This is a genomic window from Bartonella gabonensis, assembly GCF_903679515.1.
Classification (GTDB): Bacteria; Pseudomonadota; Alphaproteobacteria; order Rhizobiales; family Rhizobiaceae; genus Bartonella; species Bartonella gabonensis.
In genome coordinates this window covers 1-16,665 of record NZ_CAHOYM010000035.1, presented here as the reverse complement: position 1 = coordinate 16,665, position 16,665 = coordinate 1, and the positions used below count along the sequence as shown (strand labels likewise).

The 16,665-nt window shown below is 35.3% G+C and carries 11 protein-coding genes and 1 tRNA gene; 9 read left to right on the top strand and 3 right to left on the bottom strand.

The genetic code is table 11. From position 1 onward, the window contains the following. Window positions 1-375: 375 nt before the first annotated feature. Window positions 376-648: a hypothetical protein gene (locus tag HWX04_RS06695; RefSeq protein WP_175869380.1), complete on the bottom strand. Its 273-nt coding sequence runs from the start codon at window positions 646-648 to the stop codon at window positions 376-378. Then, window positions 642-3,017: a mechanosensitive ion channel domain-containing protein gene (locus HWX04_RS06690; RefSeq protein WP_175869379.1), complete on the bottom strand. Its 2,376-nt coding sequence runs from the start codon at window positions 3,015-3,017 to the stop codon at window positions 642-644. Before HWX04_RS06690 ends, HWX04_RS06695 begins: the two co-directional genes overlap by 7 nt. 176 nt (window positions 3,018-3,193) lie before the next feature. Between HWX04_RS06690 and HWX04_RS06685 the strand changes: the two genes are divergently transcribed. The 4 genes from HWX04_RS06685 (at window position 3,194) to HWX04_RS06670 (ending at window position 9,002) form a co-directional block, all read left to right on the top strand. Continuing rightward, window positions 3,194-3,583 carry a hypothetical protein gene (locus HWX04_RS06685; protein ID WP_175869378.1) on the top strand — a complete coding sequence of 130 codons (390 nt, stop codon included), beginning with the start codon at window positions 3,194-3,196 and terminating at the stop codon, window positions 3,581-3,583. 90 nt (window positions 3,584-3,673) lie between these two features. Continuing rightward, entirely contained in the window at window positions 3,674-6,187 is a 2,514-nt protein-coding gene (gene secD / locus HWX04_RS06680) for a protein translocase subunit SecD (protein ID WP_175869377.1), read from the top strand. A 100-nt stretch (window positions 6,188-6,287) separates the two neighbouring features. Beyond that, on the top strand, window positions 6,288-8,024 hold the full coding sequence (locus tag HWX04_RS06675) for a cation:proton antiporter domain-containing protein (RefSeq protein ID WP_175869376.1): 1,737 nt from the start codon (window positions 6,288-6,290) through the stop codon (window positions 8,022-8,024). A 24-nt stretch (window positions 8,025-8,048) separates the two neighbouring features. Further along, on the top strand, window positions 8,049-9,002 hold the full coding sequence (locus HWX04_RS06670; protein ID WP_175869375.1) for a lysylphosphatidylglycerol synthase transmembrane domain-containing protein: 954 nt from the start codon (window positions 8,049-8,051) through the stop codon (window positions 9,000-9,002). A gap of 581 nt (window positions 9,003-9,583) precedes the next feature. On the opposite strand, the gene HWX04_RS06665 is transcribed toward HWX04_RS06670, so the two are convergent. Next, window positions 9,584-9,659, bottom strand: a tRNA-Lys gene (locus tag HWX04_RS06665). A gap of 435 nt (window positions 9,660-10,094) precedes the next feature. On the opposite strand from HWX04_RS06665, the gene HWX04_RS06660 reads away from it, so the two are divergent. The 5 genes from HWX04_RS06660 (at window position 10,095) to HWX04_RS06640 (ending at window position 16,263) form a co-directional block, all read left to right on the top strand. Further along, the gene (locus tag HWX04_RS06660; RefSeq protein WP_175869374.1) at window positions 10,095-11,663 is read left to right on the top strand and encodes a TerC family protein; all 1,569 of its coding nucleotides are present in this window, start codon (window positions 10,095-10,097) and stop codon (window positions 11,661-11,663) included. A gap of 562 nt (window positions 11,664-12,225) precedes the next feature. Then, window positions 12,226-12,456 (top strand): Rossmann-fold NAD(P)-binding domain-containing protein, encoded by a 231-nt coding sequence (locus HWX04_RS08705; RefSeq protein ID WP_175869371.1) that lies wholly within the window; start codon window positions 12,226-12,228, stop codon window positions 12,454-12,456. Between the two features lie 545 nt (window positions 12,457-13,001). Next, a complete protein-coding gene (locus HWX04_RS06650) occupies window positions 13,002-13,610 on the top strand; it encodes a fumarylacetoacetate hydrolase family protein (protein ID WP_175869373.1) in 609 nt (202 codons plus the stop codon). A 126-nt stretch (window positions 13,611-13,736) separates the two neighbouring features. Beyond that, window positions 13,737-14,237 (top strand): LysE family translocator, encoded by a 501-nt coding sequence (locus HWX04_RS06645; RefSeq protein ID WP_246257549.1) that lies wholly within the window; start codon window positions 13,737-13,739, stop codon window positions 14,235-14,237. A 625-nt stretch (window positions 14,238-14,862) separates the two neighbouring features. Further along, complete coding sequence (locus HWX04_RS06640) at window positions 14,863-16,263, top strand: amino acid permease (protein ID WP_175869372.1); 1,401 nt, start codon at window positions 14,863-14,865, stop codon at window positions 16,261-16,263. The last annotated feature ends 402 nt before the right edge of the window (window positions 16,264-16,665 follow it).

The window sequence follows — 16,665 nt, the reverse complement described above, 5'->3', positions numbered from 1 at the left end:
TAATAAATCTACTAAATATATCATTACATCAAAATTGAATTTTGGCAAATAAATTTTAATAAAATTTAAAGTATAAATAATTAAAACAATAAATATTTAACAAAAGTATCTATTATATATTCTAAAATGAGTAAATATAAAACATTTTGCATTAAAAATACCTCATAAAAAACACAAAACAAAATATTTTATGCCTCTTTTAATGAGTTAAATTCTTAAATCCGCTAAAAATGATGTAATTATATTATAAAATAAAATATTTATTAAAAGTATTATAAATATAACTTACTATTTTATATGAAAAATATGTATCGTTGAAAACATGCAAGTTTATTAACCTACTAAAACTTGCTTTCAAAAAAGTTCTCAATAATTTTATTTAAAAATTGCTCTTCCTCTACTAATTTCTATATTATCACCTGCCTTTATTACAAAACGGTCTTTATTAGGAAACGTGATAAAGCATCCCTTCATACAAATTGTTATTGTTTGATGCATATTTAAAGACAATTTTGAAGGTATACTTCCTTCGACAACAATGAGAGAGTGTATCTTTAAATCAGTATTCTTCACTGTTGCAGCAAAAGTCGTTATAGTAAAAATATTCAACAAAGTACCTATCATCAAGGCATAAATATATCTCAACATTCTAAAATTCCTTCCTCAGCAAAACGCTTATATAAAACAAATCGAAGACTATTAGTTACATGAGAAGACGCGGTAATATTAGGCACATAAATAGCCAAATTAAAGGAAAAGCTCTTATTATCAAATGCCGTAAAACTCACCTGTGGGAGAGGATTTTTTAAAACGCCTTCTGTCGAAGAAGCAATCTCTAATAAAATTTCAACAACATGCTCTGGAGCAACCTTAGATGATACAGTCACTGGAATATCAATTCGTCCGACTTTATTGCGCCGTGTCCAATTACTAACGTTATTATTAATAAGGCTTGAATTGGGAATAATAATTGTTTTACGCTGAATGGTCTCAAGTTCTGTTGCACGCACACTAATACGCTTAACAATCCCCCCTACTGATCCGGATTCTATATAGTCTCCTATTTTAAATGGTCTTCCGACTAAAATAATAAGTCCAGAGACAAAGTTTTGAACAATATTTTGTAAACCAAAACCGATACCAAGCGAAAGACCTCCAGCAATAAGAGCAAAATTTCTAAAATCCAAACCTGCCATTGACAACCCTATCAAAGCAGACACAACAACACCTCCATAACTTATCACTGTTTTGATAGAATTACGGATACCAGAATCGAATTCTCCATGGGCCAACACGACATGATCTAACCAACCAATAAATCGGCGAATAAGGAACCAACAGACACCAAAAGAAATAATTCCTGTTACAAGAGAAATCAAAGAAAGCGTCATATTTCCGATCTGAAAACCAGTCACCGATTGCCACAAAATTGCTTTTAAATCAGAATAGGAAAATCCAAACTGTATAGCGATTGGCATTGCACAAAATACAACCACAAACAAATTGAGAAAAACGCTTACAACAATTCCCCATTGATTCATTGTTTTTTCTTCTAAATGATACCTCTGCATCAAAAAATGACCGACTGCTGTCTTTATAAATTGCCCTTTAGTTCCAATTGCTTGAGCGCTTTTTATGCCTAAATACATAAGAACTAAAAATGCTCCACCAATCATAATTTGCTGCATAATAAAACGCGCTAAACCAACATAGCCTAAAAAATTTAACACAAAGAGCAATAATCCCAAGCCAATAAAAGGAATGCGTATATAAAATGGCCAAAAATATGCTTCTTTTTTCTCTCCTTGAAAACGCCTACGTCTAAACCGCAAAGGCACAAATGCTATTATAAACAGCAATATTGCGACAAGAAAAACAGCAATAAAACTTTTAGCAATTGTTAAAGATAGAGGCGCTGAAATAATTTGATAAATACTATCAAAAACAGCATCAAATGCCAAAATGCCCCCTAAAGAAGTGAGTAAAATCACCAATTGATACGCAGACGATGGGGCAACATTGAAAAGACGGATATAGGGTATATTCGATGCTAAAAGAACTACTGCTAAACGATTGATTAAAAAGACTAAAATAATTTGACAACCGATCATATTAAAAACAGTTGTAAGCCTACCTAGATCTAAATTAAAATTACGAAATAAAAACAACACAAGATAAACGCAAAGAACACAAATAAGCGAAGGTAAGAGAACTGAAATAAAAGCGATCAATAAGCGCTGTAAATAAGATACTTCCTCATTAGACTTGGTAAAATGGCAATGCACATGGACAAGAATCTTACGAGAAAAATACGAAAGTCCCAAAGTGATGAAAAGTGGCATCAAAAAGCAAAGAAAAAGTTTTAACAAATTGAAATAAAATACAAAATTCCACCAAGAGCTCAACAACAAAAGAAAATCTGATGAAACCTCTTTTGTTTTATGGACAAGATGTTTAATCATCGGAATCGAAAACTCAAGCCTATCTGTAAGTGTGCGTTTGAAAAGCTCTCGAGATTGAGAAATAGAAAGTTCAGCTATTCTATTTGTTGCTAAAAAAATTGCTTCAAACCGAAGCATAATACTATTAATTTGGGATTTTTGCTCTATCAAGTAAGCATATTCCTTCGCTGAGCTTTTCAGTTTTTTTACGTCATGATGGAGCTCGGTTAATTGATCAAGAAGTGCGTTAATCTCATTAAGAGGAGAACGCAAAACAAATGCTGCCTCCATAGCACGTTCACTGATATCTTGTGCACGTAAGCGCAATTCTTCCAAAGCACGCTCATCTTCTAATTTTCTGTCAAAATCTCTTTTTAAAGTTTCAGTATCTTCTTCAAGATTATCAATAATCAACTGTTGTTGTTGAATAATTTCATCAACTGAATAAGACGCTATTGTCTGTTCAACAATTGTATTTTGTGTTCCCCTATTTCCCCATGCGCCAGAATTAAAAACAACGAGAATCCCCAAAATAAGAAAAAGTATATGGGTATTTTTTCTACAAAATGAATACATATTTACCTTAGATGCACAAAAAGGATTTTATACTCTCTCCTTTAAATATAGTATAAGGCAGATATTTTCAACTTTTGTAGAATAATCTTATAAAAGCTTTCCCTTATCCTATAATACTGATAATAAGAGAAAAGGATACTCGTAAGCTGAACTTAAATTAAATAAGGCACTCTTGCATGCTTTTTTTGTACCTCTATTGCAAAAAAGAAAATTTACGCTCTTTGATGACTTGGATTTTTTTATCCAGTTTTGGCGTATTTTTGACGAGCAACTTAGGAACGCGTGCTTCTTTAATCAAACAATCAGACACCAGTAATATCATTAGGAATATTATTGAAACGAATAGATTTTATTTACAAAATAAGGGGGATCAATTGAATGTTCCCACAACTGAAATCAAAAAAATTGTAACACTCCATGCAGAATCTATTTTTATAACGCCCTTTCAAAAAATCCTAACATTGGATCTCTTTTTAATAAAAACTTCAGCTATTTATAAACGACTTCATAACGTCAAAACACAATATTTCTCAAATAAACGAGCTCCTCCCAATGAACACATCTAATCCTCTTCCTTGAATTATAAAACAATTATCTTAGTTTATTTTGCTTTTAACTTTGAATCACTGTTAGATTGCCTATTAACGGAATATATCATGCGTACACCTAGTTGGCTCACTACCCTTTATTGCATTATCCTTTTAAGCAGCATTTATATTGCCTTACCCAATTTATTTTCATACGAACAAGTTAAAAATTCGAAATTCTTGCCCGACACCCGTGTAGCCCTTGGTCTTGATCTTCAAGGTGGCTCTTCTCTCCTGCTTGAGGTTGATAGCAAAACGTTAAAACGCGATCAATTACACATCGTTTTAAGCAACGTGCGCAATACATTGCGTGAAAAACAAATCCGTACCTCAAGTGTTCGTATCGTCGAAGATAGCGTTGTTGCCCTTATTCCGGATGCATCACAAACTGAAAAAGCAGTCTCTGCCTTAAAAACATTAATAACCCCCATACACAGTAGCTTTGGTACAGCAGAAAATAACATCACAATCAGTGCTCAAAATGACATGATCCGTGTCACGTTAACGCAAGCAGGTATAAAAGATCGTGTGAGCAACGCTATTGAACAAAGCTTAGAAATCATCCGTCGCCGTATTGACCAAGTTGGTGTTTCAGAACCAGCGATCCAAAAGGTTGGAAATGATCGTATTATGGTCCAATTGCCTGGCTTACAAGATCCAAAACAACTGCGAGATCTTTTAGGCACGACCGCTAAGATGAGTTTTCATCTTGTTCCCTCTCACGTGGACCCCAATAATCCCCCTATAGGTGTTTCTATTCTTCCTGGTTATACGGATGAAACACAACATTATGCAATTTATGATCAAATTGCCTTAGATGGCAATGTTCTTAAAGACGCCCGCGCTGGTTTCGACCCGCAAACACCAGGACGATCTATTATTTCATTCACGCTAGATTCCGCTGGTGCAAAAATATTTGCCGATATAACACGACAAAATATTAACCGTCCTTTTGCTATTGTTCTGGATAATAAGGTTTTAACCGCTCCTACCATCAATAGTGTCATTCCCAATGGGCAAGGTCAAATTACAGGAAACTTTGACCCCAAAGAAGCCTCAACTTTGGCTGCTCTGCTTCGTGCTGGTTCTCTCCCGGCACCACTCACGGTTATTGAAGAGAGAACTGTAGGTCCAAATCTTGGTGCCGATGCCATCCAAATGGGGCTTTACACCGGCATAATCGGTTTTATGCTTGTTGCAATTTTTATTTTTGTTCTCTACCGAATTTGGGGACTCATTGCCAATATAGCACTAGCGCTCCACACGATTTTAACATTTGCAGCCCTCAGTCTCCTCGGCGCAACGCTGACATTGCCTGGGATTGCTGGTATTATCTTAGGCATCGGTATTGCCGTTGATGCGAATATTCTCATCAATGAACGTATCCGTGAAGAAAGTCGAAAAGGTGTAAGTGCTTTTGCAGCTCTAGATCGTGGTTTTAAACAGGCTTTTGCAACCATTGTTGATGCGAATGTTACGGCAATTATAGCGACTGTTTTACTCTTTTGGTTTGGGACCGGTCCCGTTCGTGGTTTTGCTGTAACCATGTTGCTTGGTATTATCATCTCCATGTTCACAAATATCACCATTGTACGCATCATCATGATTTGGATTGTTCGTAAATGGAAAATTAAAAAATTGCATATTCACTCTGCTTTCAATATTATTCCCCAAACTACAACTTTCCACTTTATGAAAGCGCGATTCATTGGGATTGGCATCTCTATTATTTTATCAATAGCTTCAGTTTTTCTCTTTTTTAAGCCTGGCTTGAATTTCGGAATTGATTTTATTGGCGGCAGCCAAATGAGTATTACCACGAAAGCACCAGCAGACCTAGCAACTCTGCGTTCTAAGCTTTCTACCCTTAATATTGGTGAAATTACCTTGCAAAATATCGATAACGAAAACACCGTACTCATTCGCATGCAGAAACAAAGTGGGAGCGAAGCACAACAAAGCATCGCCATTGATAAGGTCAAAACAGCTGTACAAAACATCTATCCCGATACCACATTTGATCAAATAGAAGTTGTTGGCCCCAAAATTTCAGGCGAACTTGCCAAAGCTGCGTTTACAGCTGTTATTCTTGCGGCTATTGCCATGGCTCTCTATATATGGTTACGCTTCGAATGGTTCTTTGCTATTGGGGCCATTGTCACACTCATTCTAGACACCACAAAAATGATCGGCTTTTTTGCTTTATTCCAATTTGATTTTAATTTAACAGCCATCGCTGCTCTCTTAACAATTGTTGGATATTCTATAAATGATAAGGTTGTCGTCTATGATAGGATGCGCGAGAATATGCGTCTTTATAAAAAAATGCCGTTACGCGAACTTATTGATCTGTCAATTAATCAGGTTCTTGTCCGTTGTTTTTTTACATCAGCCACAACAATTCTTGCTATGCTTCCTATGGCGATATGGGGTGGAAGTGCCGTTCATAATTTTGCATTACCCATAGTCTTTGGGATTATTATTGCAACATCATCTTCTATCTTTATTGCTGCTCCTATTTTACTCCTGCTAGGAAATTGGTGGCGTGAACGAAATAATCGTGTAAATACTAAAACGAAATGAAAATGTCCTTTGATGCATATGATACATCATTCCTCTTTTTTCAAAGAAATAAGAGGCATTTTCATTCATTCGCTTTTTAATCAAGAATAGTAAATAGTCCATGCTCCACGACACACCACTTATCACAACCATTGTTGCAGGTTTATGTTTAGCATTTCTTTTGGGAATGGTTGCTAGCCGTTTGCGGATTTCACCTCTAGTAGGCTACTTATTAGCTGGTGTTATTGTAGGACCCAATACGGGCGGATTTAAAATAGATTCCGTTATTATCAATCAACTTGCTGAAATTGGTATTATTTTGCTCATGTTTGGTGTTGGGCTACACTTTTCCTTAAAAGACCTTTTGTCTGTCAAAGCGATTGCTGTCCCCGCTGCTATTGCCCAGATGGCATTTTCTACTTTTCTAGGCTTATGCCTTGGTCTGATTATGGGATGGGGCCTTAGCGGGAGTTTGATCTTTGGTCTTGCTTTATCCATAGCAAGTACAGTTATCCTGTTACGTGCTTTGCAAGAACGTCATCTTATTGAAACAGAAAAAGGCCGCATTGCAGTTGGATGGTTAATTATTGAGGATTTAGCAATGGTCCTTATACTTGTCCTCATCCCATCCTTGGCAAGCACCCTCAACAATACAAACAAAGAAGCATTAGACCCTCTCGTTCAATGGTTGGATTTAAGTATTTCGGGTGTTTTTGGTCTCACCATCCTGAAAGTCATTATATTTATCGCATTGATGCTCATCATTGGGCGACGCGTTATCCCATGGCTCTTAAAAATAAGCGCACAATCGGGATCACGTGAATTATTTCGTCTTAGCGTCTTTGCTATTGCCCTAGGAGTAGCTTTCGGAGCCGCTCATCTATTTGGTGTTTCTCTTTCTCTTGGTGCTTTTTTTGCCGGTATGGTCATGAGCGAATCAGAATTAAGTCATCGTGCTGCTGAAGAATCCTTACCACTGCGCGATGCTTTTTCTGTTCTCTTTTTTGTTTCTGTAGGCATGTTATTTGATCCAGAAAAGCTATTGACGCATTTTTTTCCGCTCTTAGCAACCTTATTCATTATCGTCATTGGAAAATCTGCCGTTGCCTTTTTCATCGTTAAAGCTTTTCGCTATTCTAATACAACGGCTTTGACTATTGCCGCAAGCCTTGCCCAAATCGGAGAGTTTTCCTTTATCCTTGCTGGTTTAAGTCTAAGCTTAGGACTTTTAAACAATGACGCTCATGATTTAATTCTCGGAGGAGCAATTTTTTCTATTTTGCTCAATCCTCTTGTTTTTATTGCCTGTAATAAAATTAAAAAACGTCTAGAAAAATTTTCTACCTCTTCACAAAATGCCCAAATAATTATTGATATTGATCCACAAGATCCTGACCAAGATTTTTTACCAATGACCTTAAAAAACAACCATATCGTCATTATTGGCTATGGTCGTATTGGTAAGTGTGTTGCATTATCTTTAATAAATAGCGATAAACCCATAGTGATTGTGGAAGAATCAAAGCGCCTCGTTGATCAAGCAATTTCAGATGGCTTTGAGGCTCTTTGTGGCAATATCATTCAGCAAGAAATAATGAACGCAGCCAATATAAATAATGCACATAAAATTGTTATTACAATGCGAAGTACCATTGAAGTAGGAGAATATATAGTGAATATACGGGATATGAAAAAGGATATCCAGATAATCACACATGCATTATCCGATACAGAAACAGCTTATCTCATTGATTTAGGTGCTGATGTGGTAGTAACGGATGATGAAGAAATTGCCAATGGCATTATAGAACATATAACAGAGCAAAGATCTGTTATGCATAATCATGAAAATTTATAAAAAACATAAAACGGATAAAGACGCGTGAAAATAAAGCAATTTATATGGCCCTTAATTGGTATCTTAGCAATGCTGATATCTATTCAGATTCTTTATATAAAGCTCTCTGCCATTTCATTCGGAGACGTATTGGAACGCTTAAACGATTTAAATATACAGCACTGGTTATTAGCCTGTTTATGTTCTCTGCTTGCTTATGCTGCTCTTGCAGGCTACGATCGTATAGCCTTGCAACATCTAGGCCATAAAATTTCTTGGATTTTTATCGCGATCTGCTCATTTACAACTTACGCTCTTTCACACAATATCGGTGCTTCAGTTTTTTCTGGTGCCGTCGTGCGTTATCGCGCCTATAAAATGAAAGGATTAAACGGAACAGAAATCGCAATATTAGTAGGTTTTTGTTCTTTTACTTTTGCAATTGGCACAATCTTATTGTTGGGGATCGTTTTGGTTCTACAACCCGAGATTATCACTCTCATTCATGAAGAGATTCCTGAATGGCTTGGAACGATAGTTGGAGTCATTTTACTCAGTTTCATAGCACTTTATACATTTGGTAGCTGGCTTCAACTGAAACCCTTACGCTTGGGCAAGAAAATGCAGCTTTCCTATCCACGGCTAAAAATTGTTATTCAACAGCTACTCATTAGCCCTTTAGAGCTTTTAGGAGCAGCAGGAATTATATATGCTGTTCTCCCCTCTAATGCAGATATTCATTTTATTTCTGTTCTTGGGGTTTTCCTAGCATCTTTTACGATAACTCTTCTCTCCAATGCTCCAGCAGGAGGCGTAGGCGTTCTTGAAGCACTCTTCATAACAGGTATGCCCAATACAAATCCAACCGATGTTATCGCAGCCCTTATTGTTTTTAGAATACTTTATTTGATCATACCACTCATCATTTCATTATTTGTAGTCGCCATTTTTGAAGCGCAACAATATTGGAAAAGAGCGTCTAAAACCCCTCCTAAATAAATAAAAGGCTATCCATGATTTCTTTTTTGTGTACCTATAGATGAGATAATCATGCTGAAATTCAGTTTCATCTGTAAATTAATACAATCATTATTTTTATTAATCTTTTTCACCTTCGAACTTGAAATGCCCTCTTTATAAAAAGCTTATTCTGAGAATAAACATAGAAATATTTATCTATTTTCCTTCAAAAAAACGCCCATAAACTTGAAGAAATTTACCTGTGTAGAAAACAATTGTTTCTACAGCATATTGATTTATAAATATAATTTATTTTTTTCACATTGAATTAGAACCTTAAATAGCATAAGATTCTCTCATTTCAAATCTCTCCCACGTTGAATCAATCAAAATCATTCGCTTGCACATTATAAACGGGAAGAGCCGTGTGGGTGAAACTGTATAAGACAAGGACTAAAAATGCCTCTTCTGAATCGTCTCAAATACTGAGAGCTGTCGGGATAACATTGAAGGCGAGCAAACAGTATGGTGGTGTCGTCTTGCTCTTACCCCCTTCATTTAGTCTCTTATATCTTTAAAAAATTTACGCAATCAATAAATTATTTATAGTACGAAATAAATGGTGGGTGATGAGGGGATCGAACCCTCGACCCGCTGATTAAGAGTCAGCTGCTCTACCGACTGAGCTAATCACCCATAAGCTTCCCAAAAAATGAGAATGAGCGTTTCTATAACGCTCCTAAGGGTGGATGTCTAGATATTTTATTGTTTTTTATATAGTCTCATTGTCTGTAGGGTTTAAAATATGATATTCACCACTTGATCTTATATAAAAATAAACCCATTATAAGAAACTCTATAAATAAATATTCTGATTGTTATACAGAATCTATAGTTGGAGGATTATCGAGCATAATGCCCGAGCAAAATTTAGAGGAACCTTCTTGTCGTTGTCAGCGATATGGGGCGTTGTTTTGTTTTATCAATAATCACATGCGTTTAAGCAATATTTTTCTGTTCTTTCCTTTGAATGTAAGTTTTTTTACATTCAATATTCATGATCCAATATACGAATAAAAGCCCATGATTTTTTTATCAATAGCGCGCTTTTAAGCTTTTAAAAGGTGAGAAATGATAGAATGGATCTCTGATCCCTATGCGTGGTTTGGTTTGGTCACGTTGGTTTTTCTCGAAATTGTTTTAGGAATAGATAACCTTATCTTTATTGCAATTTTAGCTGAAAAATTGCCCCTGCATTTGCGTGACCGAGCACGCTTGATAGGTCTTACTTTAGCATTAATCATGCGGCTTTTCCTTCTTACAGTTATTGGATGGGTTATGAGACTTGATACGGTCATTCTTTCACTTTCATCTTTTGTCTTTAGTTGGCATAGCTTTATTTTAATTAGTAGTGGAGCCTTTTTGCTGGCAAAGGGAACGTTGGAATTGCATGAAAGGTTAGAAGGGGTATCACATGAAAGAAAAACAGGCGTTGCTTATGCTGTTTTTTGGCAAGTCATTGTTCAAATCGTGGTACTAGATGCTGTTTTTTCCCTTGATAGTATTATTACCGCAACAGGTATGATTGCAAAAGAGCAGGCAGCAGTTATGTATATCGCAGTCATTTCTGCTATGGGAGTCATGATGTGTGGCTCTGGCTCTCTTATGCGTTTTATTAATCGTCATCCCACCATTGTAATCCTTTGTCTTGGATTTTTGATGATGATTGGTTTTACGCTTATTGTTGAAGGATTTGGTTTTCATATTCCCAAAGGGTATTTATATGCTGCTATTGGTTTTTCTGTTCTCATCGAAGCTTTTAATCAAATTGGACGTCGTAACCGTGAAAAAATGATTACAACGAATAACCTACGCAGTAGAACAGCTGATGCTGTCTTAAGGCTCTTAGGAGGGGGAAGTAAAGATAGTCATCTTGCTGAAACTGTAGATGTCATTGCTGAGCAAGCCGCAGCTTCTGAATTATTTAGACCAGAAGAAAAGGAGATGATTCGTGGAGTTCTCGATTTAGCAGATCGTCCTGTTCGCTCTATCATGTCGCCGCGCAATGAAATTGAGTGGTTAGATTTAAATGCTGATGAAAATGAAATGCGTGAAGAATTACAAAAGGTAAAACATAGCCGCTTAATTCTTGCGCGTGAAAAAGTGGATGAATTTGTGGGCGTTGCGTTGACAAAAGATCTTCTTTTGAATCTGGCTGAGGGTAAAAAGATTAATTGGAAAAAAGCTATGCGAGAACCCCTTGTTGTTCATGAAAATACAAATGTTTTACGATTGATGGAGCAATTACGTCATTCTTCGATTCAGCTTGCAATTATTGTTGATGAGCACGGCTCTTTTGAAGGGATTGCAACACCAACCGATATTCTTGAAGCTATTGCAGGAGACTTTCCTGATGACGATGAAGAGCTCATGATTGCAGAACAACTTGAAAATGGCAGTCTACTTGTAGAGGGATATGCTGATATCCGCCGTTTAAGTGGTTATCTTGGACGAAATCTTGTTGATGAGGCAGACCGTTATACGACTCTGGCAGGCTTTATGCTTTGGCAATTTGGTCATTTGCCGAATGAAGGAGAAAGTTTTGAAACCGATGGTTTACGCTTTAAAGTGATTGAAATGGAACGCCGAAACATATCTAAAATCCTTATTTCTTCACTTGTGTTACCAGAAAAAAGCTAATTCTTTTTCTCCATAAGGTCAGTAAAAAAATTTCTTATGATCAGAAAATGAAAAGAATAGGAAGTTGATAACTTAATTGTATTGTTCTTCTTGTATATTTTTAAAACGTGAAAGAATGAATATACAAAAATTAAGTTATCAACGAATTTTCAGTACAAAAAAATTTTTATTGATGATTTTCGAAGAGCACTAAATAGAGAAAATAGTGCAAAATTATTTATCAATGATCATTAATCTTAAAAATGATGATTTTATACAACATTTTGATTTATAAGAATTATTTATAACTTTTTCATTAAAACACCCCCTCACCTTCACATCACGAAAGTTTCTTTCAAACGTTAGATTGCATCACTGATGAGATCACTTAACTGATGAAGACGGCTTTGAGCTACCCCTTATTTTCTGTAAAGTTTGAGATTTTTTTATATTTCTTAAAGAGCTATTTTTTGTCTTTTTTTCCAATAATTGGCAAATATAATATTGAAGATGGCGTATCATATATCTATGATAAAAAAAGCTTTAGAGATTTGATGATTATCGATTATAGAGAAAAATTACAATGAAAATCGCTGTAAGCGATAGAATAATTGAAATGAGGAAATTTGAAAAACCTCTGGCTGATTTGAGCGCTCAATTTGATTTCTTCAACCCTTTAAATGAAAACGATTTTCCTGATGAAATTCTGAAAGAAATTGATGCCTTATTGATCTGGCATGCAAAAATAACAGAGAAAGCAGCCAAGAAATTGCATAAATGTAAAGACGATTTTATATCGATTATGACTAAGTAGATTACAAAGAGTTAAGAAAGCACAGTGTTAAATTTGCTAACAATCCTTCTTACTGTATAGATGAAGTAGCTGACACTTTAAAAAAATATGATAAAATATGGCAAGAAAACAATCTTAAAATATTCCGTCCAAAACATAAAACCATTAAATGGGCTGAATTTAGAAAAATAGGAAAAGCAACGCTAGAACGCTTAAGGCTTTTTGGATTCAAGGTTCTTGTCTATTGCCATATACTGATGGGGGGCTTGCTGAATTACGCAATTTGAAACTTTTAAAAGATATGAATGCACGTCTAGGATAATCTGATGTGGTATCACTACACTACCCTCTTACCACCCAAACATATGAAAATGATTAACTCAGAATTTCTCAAAAACAGTAAAGAAAAAGCTATCTTAGTGAACAGCGAAAAGGATAAAATCCTCAGCGATTTTGATTACTTAGAGAAGCATCTAAGCAAAAGTTCTTAGTTTCACGCATTCCTTGATGTTTTCTCTGTAGAACTGCCTAATAGCCCCCCTTTCATTAAAGCTTGGAGATTTCCTGTGATTAGTAATATTTACTGCGTCGGATACAATTATCTTAAACATGCACATGAACTGGGTAATGTTGTTCAAGATGAACCCGTTATATTTAGCAAGCCGAACAGTTCTCTCATCTTAGGAAGTCAAATTGATCTTCCTGATTTTTCCAAAGAAATCCATTTTGAAACTGAAATTGTGCTTAGAATCTCAAAGGATACTTTTATGGTCAATGAGAGGAAAGCTGAAGAATGTTATGATGCCGTAACGGTGGATCTTGATCTAACTGCAAGAGATTTGCAAACAAAACTGAAAGAAAAAAAACTTCATTGGCTTTTGTCTAAAGGATTTAAAGGAGCCGCATACGTTTCTGAATTCATAAAAAAGGAAAAAATAAACGGCCCAATAACTTTTGAAATGAAGCTAAATGGTAAAACGAAACAACTTGGCAATACGAAAGATATGATCTTTAGTTTTGAAAAAATAATATCATTCTTGAGTCACTACATTCAGCTAAGAAGTAGTGATATCATCTGTACAGGCACTCCACAAGGAGTAGGTAAACTTTCCTCATTTGATGAAATAGAATTATATCTCAAAAATAAATTAATTTCAGAAATAAAAGTCAAATGAATCATCAAATACTGATCTTTTTCATCGTTTCATTTTTTTAGTCATCTCACCAGGACCGGATATGACCCTTATCATTGATAATGCAACGAGGCTGGGAAAAAGAATGCATTTGCTAACGTTTTAGGATTGTGTACAGCAACATATGCGCATGGCGCATTTTCCATATTAGGTGTATCAGCAATTGTTCTCAACAACAAAACGCTCTTTTTTTTAGTAAAGCTCATGGGTGGCTGCTATTTATTATATATGGGCGTTAAATCGATTAAATCTGGAATTAACACCTTAAACTCAAAAGAAATAGTATCCAAAAACGAACAGAATACTGAGGGTAAAGTAAAGTTTTTAACCAGCTACATGGATGGTTTTATGGCACAAATACTCAATCCTAAAGTATCCATGTTTTATATCGTAGCCTTCCCCAAATTCTTATCTTCTGGCGGTAACATTCAAAAAGGCTTTGAACTTGTCACGATACATTCCTTTAATATATTTGCGTGGTTTACTTTAATGACCATTTTTATATCATTCGCAAGCGCCACTTTAAAAAAGAAAAAAATAAAAGGGTGTATTAATATAGCAACAGGAACAGTTTTATCACTATTTTCTTTTTTCATTTTCTTTGGATAACACTTCCTCCTTGATAAGAGCTTGTAAAGCTAAGAGACCACTCTTTTCGTGATTCTGTCTATCGCTGTGAATAATCCAACCTCTAAGAGAGTTTATACAATCGTCCATTCTTTCTTAATTTTCTCTGTAAAACTGAATAACGCTGCTTTTCTCTCTCATAGTCTAAAGACCTTTTGTATAAACAATGTGAGTTTTTCGCAATATTTTATCAATATCTAAACGAAATTCTTATTCATCACTTTAGAAGAAAGAAGCTAAACTACTCCTCTTTTCCTTTATGAAAAAAGGAACTCCTTTTCACTTATGATAGCATCATACTGATTATAAAGTCATAAAAACGCCTAACAAGTTTTTGAAATAACTTTAAAGAACCATTCTATCGAGACCTTTCCATGAGCCATTTATTCGTTATTAAAACAATAAAAAGCCCTCTATTCAAATATCTCTCATGTTATTTAAGAGAAAAACAATCTCTTTTTTCAAAACCATCTTCTTTTTTTATCCACACAAAATCATAAAAAACGTTTTTTTCCTTTACACCTTATTTATATCATGCTTCGATACGAAACAATGCCTTTTTTAGTGTCATTTAGTTTCAAAATAATTCAAAGGGAACCCCAAAAAAATGAACTATGAACAAAATTTAAAAGATGATCCTCAGAAGAAACTACAACGTGGCCTAGATAACCGTCACGTACAACTTATAGCCCTCGGTGGGGCTATTGGAACAGGGCTCTTCATGGGATCAGGAAAAACAATTAGTGTAGCTGGCCCTTCCATCATAATAGTTTATGCCATTATCGGTTTTGCTCTATACTTTGTCATGCGCGCTATGGGAGAATTATTGCTTTCTAATTCGCAATACCGATCTCTTATTGATTTTTCAACCGATATGCTAGGACCAGGAATCGCTTTTTTTGTTGGCTGGAGCTATTGGTTAAGCTGGATTGTAACTGGAGCTGCAGATATTATTGCCATCATCGCTTATATGCACTTTTGGTGGCCAACTCTCAATCCATGGATTGTTGTTTTTGCTTGCATTGGTTTCTTTTTAATCTTTAACCTCCTTGCCGTGAAACTGTTCGGTGAACTTGAATTCTGGTTTGGTCTTATCAAAGTTGTAGCAATTCTAGCATTAATCATTGTTGGATTTTATATGATCTCTACAGGCTTTACCTCTCCAAATGGTACTGTGGCCTCTCTCAGTCACGTATGGAACGATGGAAATATGTTTCCTCGAGGAATTACAGGTTTTTTTGCTGGATTTCAAATTGCCATTTTTTCTTTTGTTGGTATAGAAATTGCTGGAACAACGGCCGCTGAAGTCAAAGAACCTAAAAAAGTTCTCCCCAAAGCAATTAATGCAATACCGGTTCGTATTGTACTCTTTTACATCTTTTCTCTCGCTGTAATCATGTCAGTCACACCTTGGGATCAAATTGTTCCAGATACAAGTCCTTTTGTCTCAATGTTTTGGCTCGCAGGCATTCCTATAGCTGCTGGTTTGGTCAACTTTGTCGTTCTCACGTCAGCGGCCTCTTCAGCAAATAGTGGTATTTTTTCGACTAGCCGTATGATATACGGGCTTGCAACACAAAAAGGAGCTCCTCCAATTTTAGGCAAGCTTTCCAAATACCATGTTCCAGCCAATGCTCTATTCTTTTCCTGCCTATGTATTTTAATAGGTTACACAATTGCATCATCATCTCCAAGCATCATAAGTGCGTTTACAATTGTGACAAGTATTTCAGCGATTGCATTTTTATTCGTATGGTCCGTAATTTTGATTAGCTATATTGTGTATCGTCGCAATCACCCTCATCTACACACTGAATCCATCTACAAAATGCCGGGAGGTAGCATTATGTCCGGGATTATTTTAGTTTTTTTTGCTTTCATGCTCTATTTGTTGACATTAGAACATGATACCCTAACAGCCTTAAAATACAGTATCTTTTGGTTTATTTTCTTAGGCATAATGTATTTTATATTTATAAGAAAAAAAATTGCTCCTCAAAATAAATAAGATCATAAAAAAACATCTCAAAAAAGGGTAACTTTAGTTTACCCTTTTTCTACTTAACCTCCCCCTCATACCTCAAAAGAAGAGAATTTCCTTCAAGGCCGTTTTGTAAACAATGCGGACTGTTAAGGGCAATACTGCTGATCCATAGTTCACCTACATAAGGCTCTAAGGGCAAACTCTATCCTGAATACTGACCACACATTACTAAAAATACCGAATGTGTACAATTTTCTATGCCTTATCACTACTCTACACAATAGTGTTGTGCAGCATAATACGATAAGACACGAGCTATCCTATAAAGAATTTTCTATAAACTTTAACTACATTGTATAATAAAAAAGTTTTATTTAAAAATATATTTTATTTTTAAATAAACTATAATTTATTATTTTTTAAAAC

What these genes read in the sequence shown, in the direction of transcription:
- HWX04_RS06675 (WP_175869376.1), top strand. Translation starts at nt 6,288, where the DNA reads ATGCTCCACGACACACCACTTATCACAACCATTGTTGCAGGTTTATGT.
- HWX04_RS06660 (WP_175869374.1), top strand. Translation starts at nt 10,095, where the DNA reads ATGATAGAATGGATCTCTGATCCCTATGCGTGGTTTGGTTTGGTCACG.
- HWX04_RS06685 (WP_175869378.1), top strand. Translation starts at nt 3,194, where the DNA reads ATGCTTTTTTTGTACCTCTATTGCAAAAAAGAAAATTTACGCTCTTTG.
- HWX04_RS06695 (WP_175869380.1), bottom strand. Translation starts at nt 648, where the DNA reads ATGTTGAGATATATTTATGCCTTGATGATAGGTACTTTGTTGAATATT.
- HWX04_RS06690 (WP_175869379.1), bottom strand. Translation starts at nt 3,017, where the DNA reads ATGTATTCATTTTGTAGAAAAAATACCCATATACTTTTTCTTATTTTG.
- secD (WP_175869377.1), top strand. Translation starts at nt 3,674, where the DNA reads ATGCGTACACCTAGTTGGCTCACTACCCTTTATTGCATTATCCTTTTA.
- HWX04_RS06640 (WP_175869372.1), top strand. Translation starts at nt 14,863, where the DNA reads ATGAACTATGAACAAAATTTAAAAGATGATCCTCAGAAGAAACTACAA.
- HWX04_RS08705 (WP_175869371.1), top strand. Translation starts at nt 12,226, where the DNA reads ATGAAAATCGCTGTAAGCGATAGAATAATTGAAATGAGGAAATTTGAA.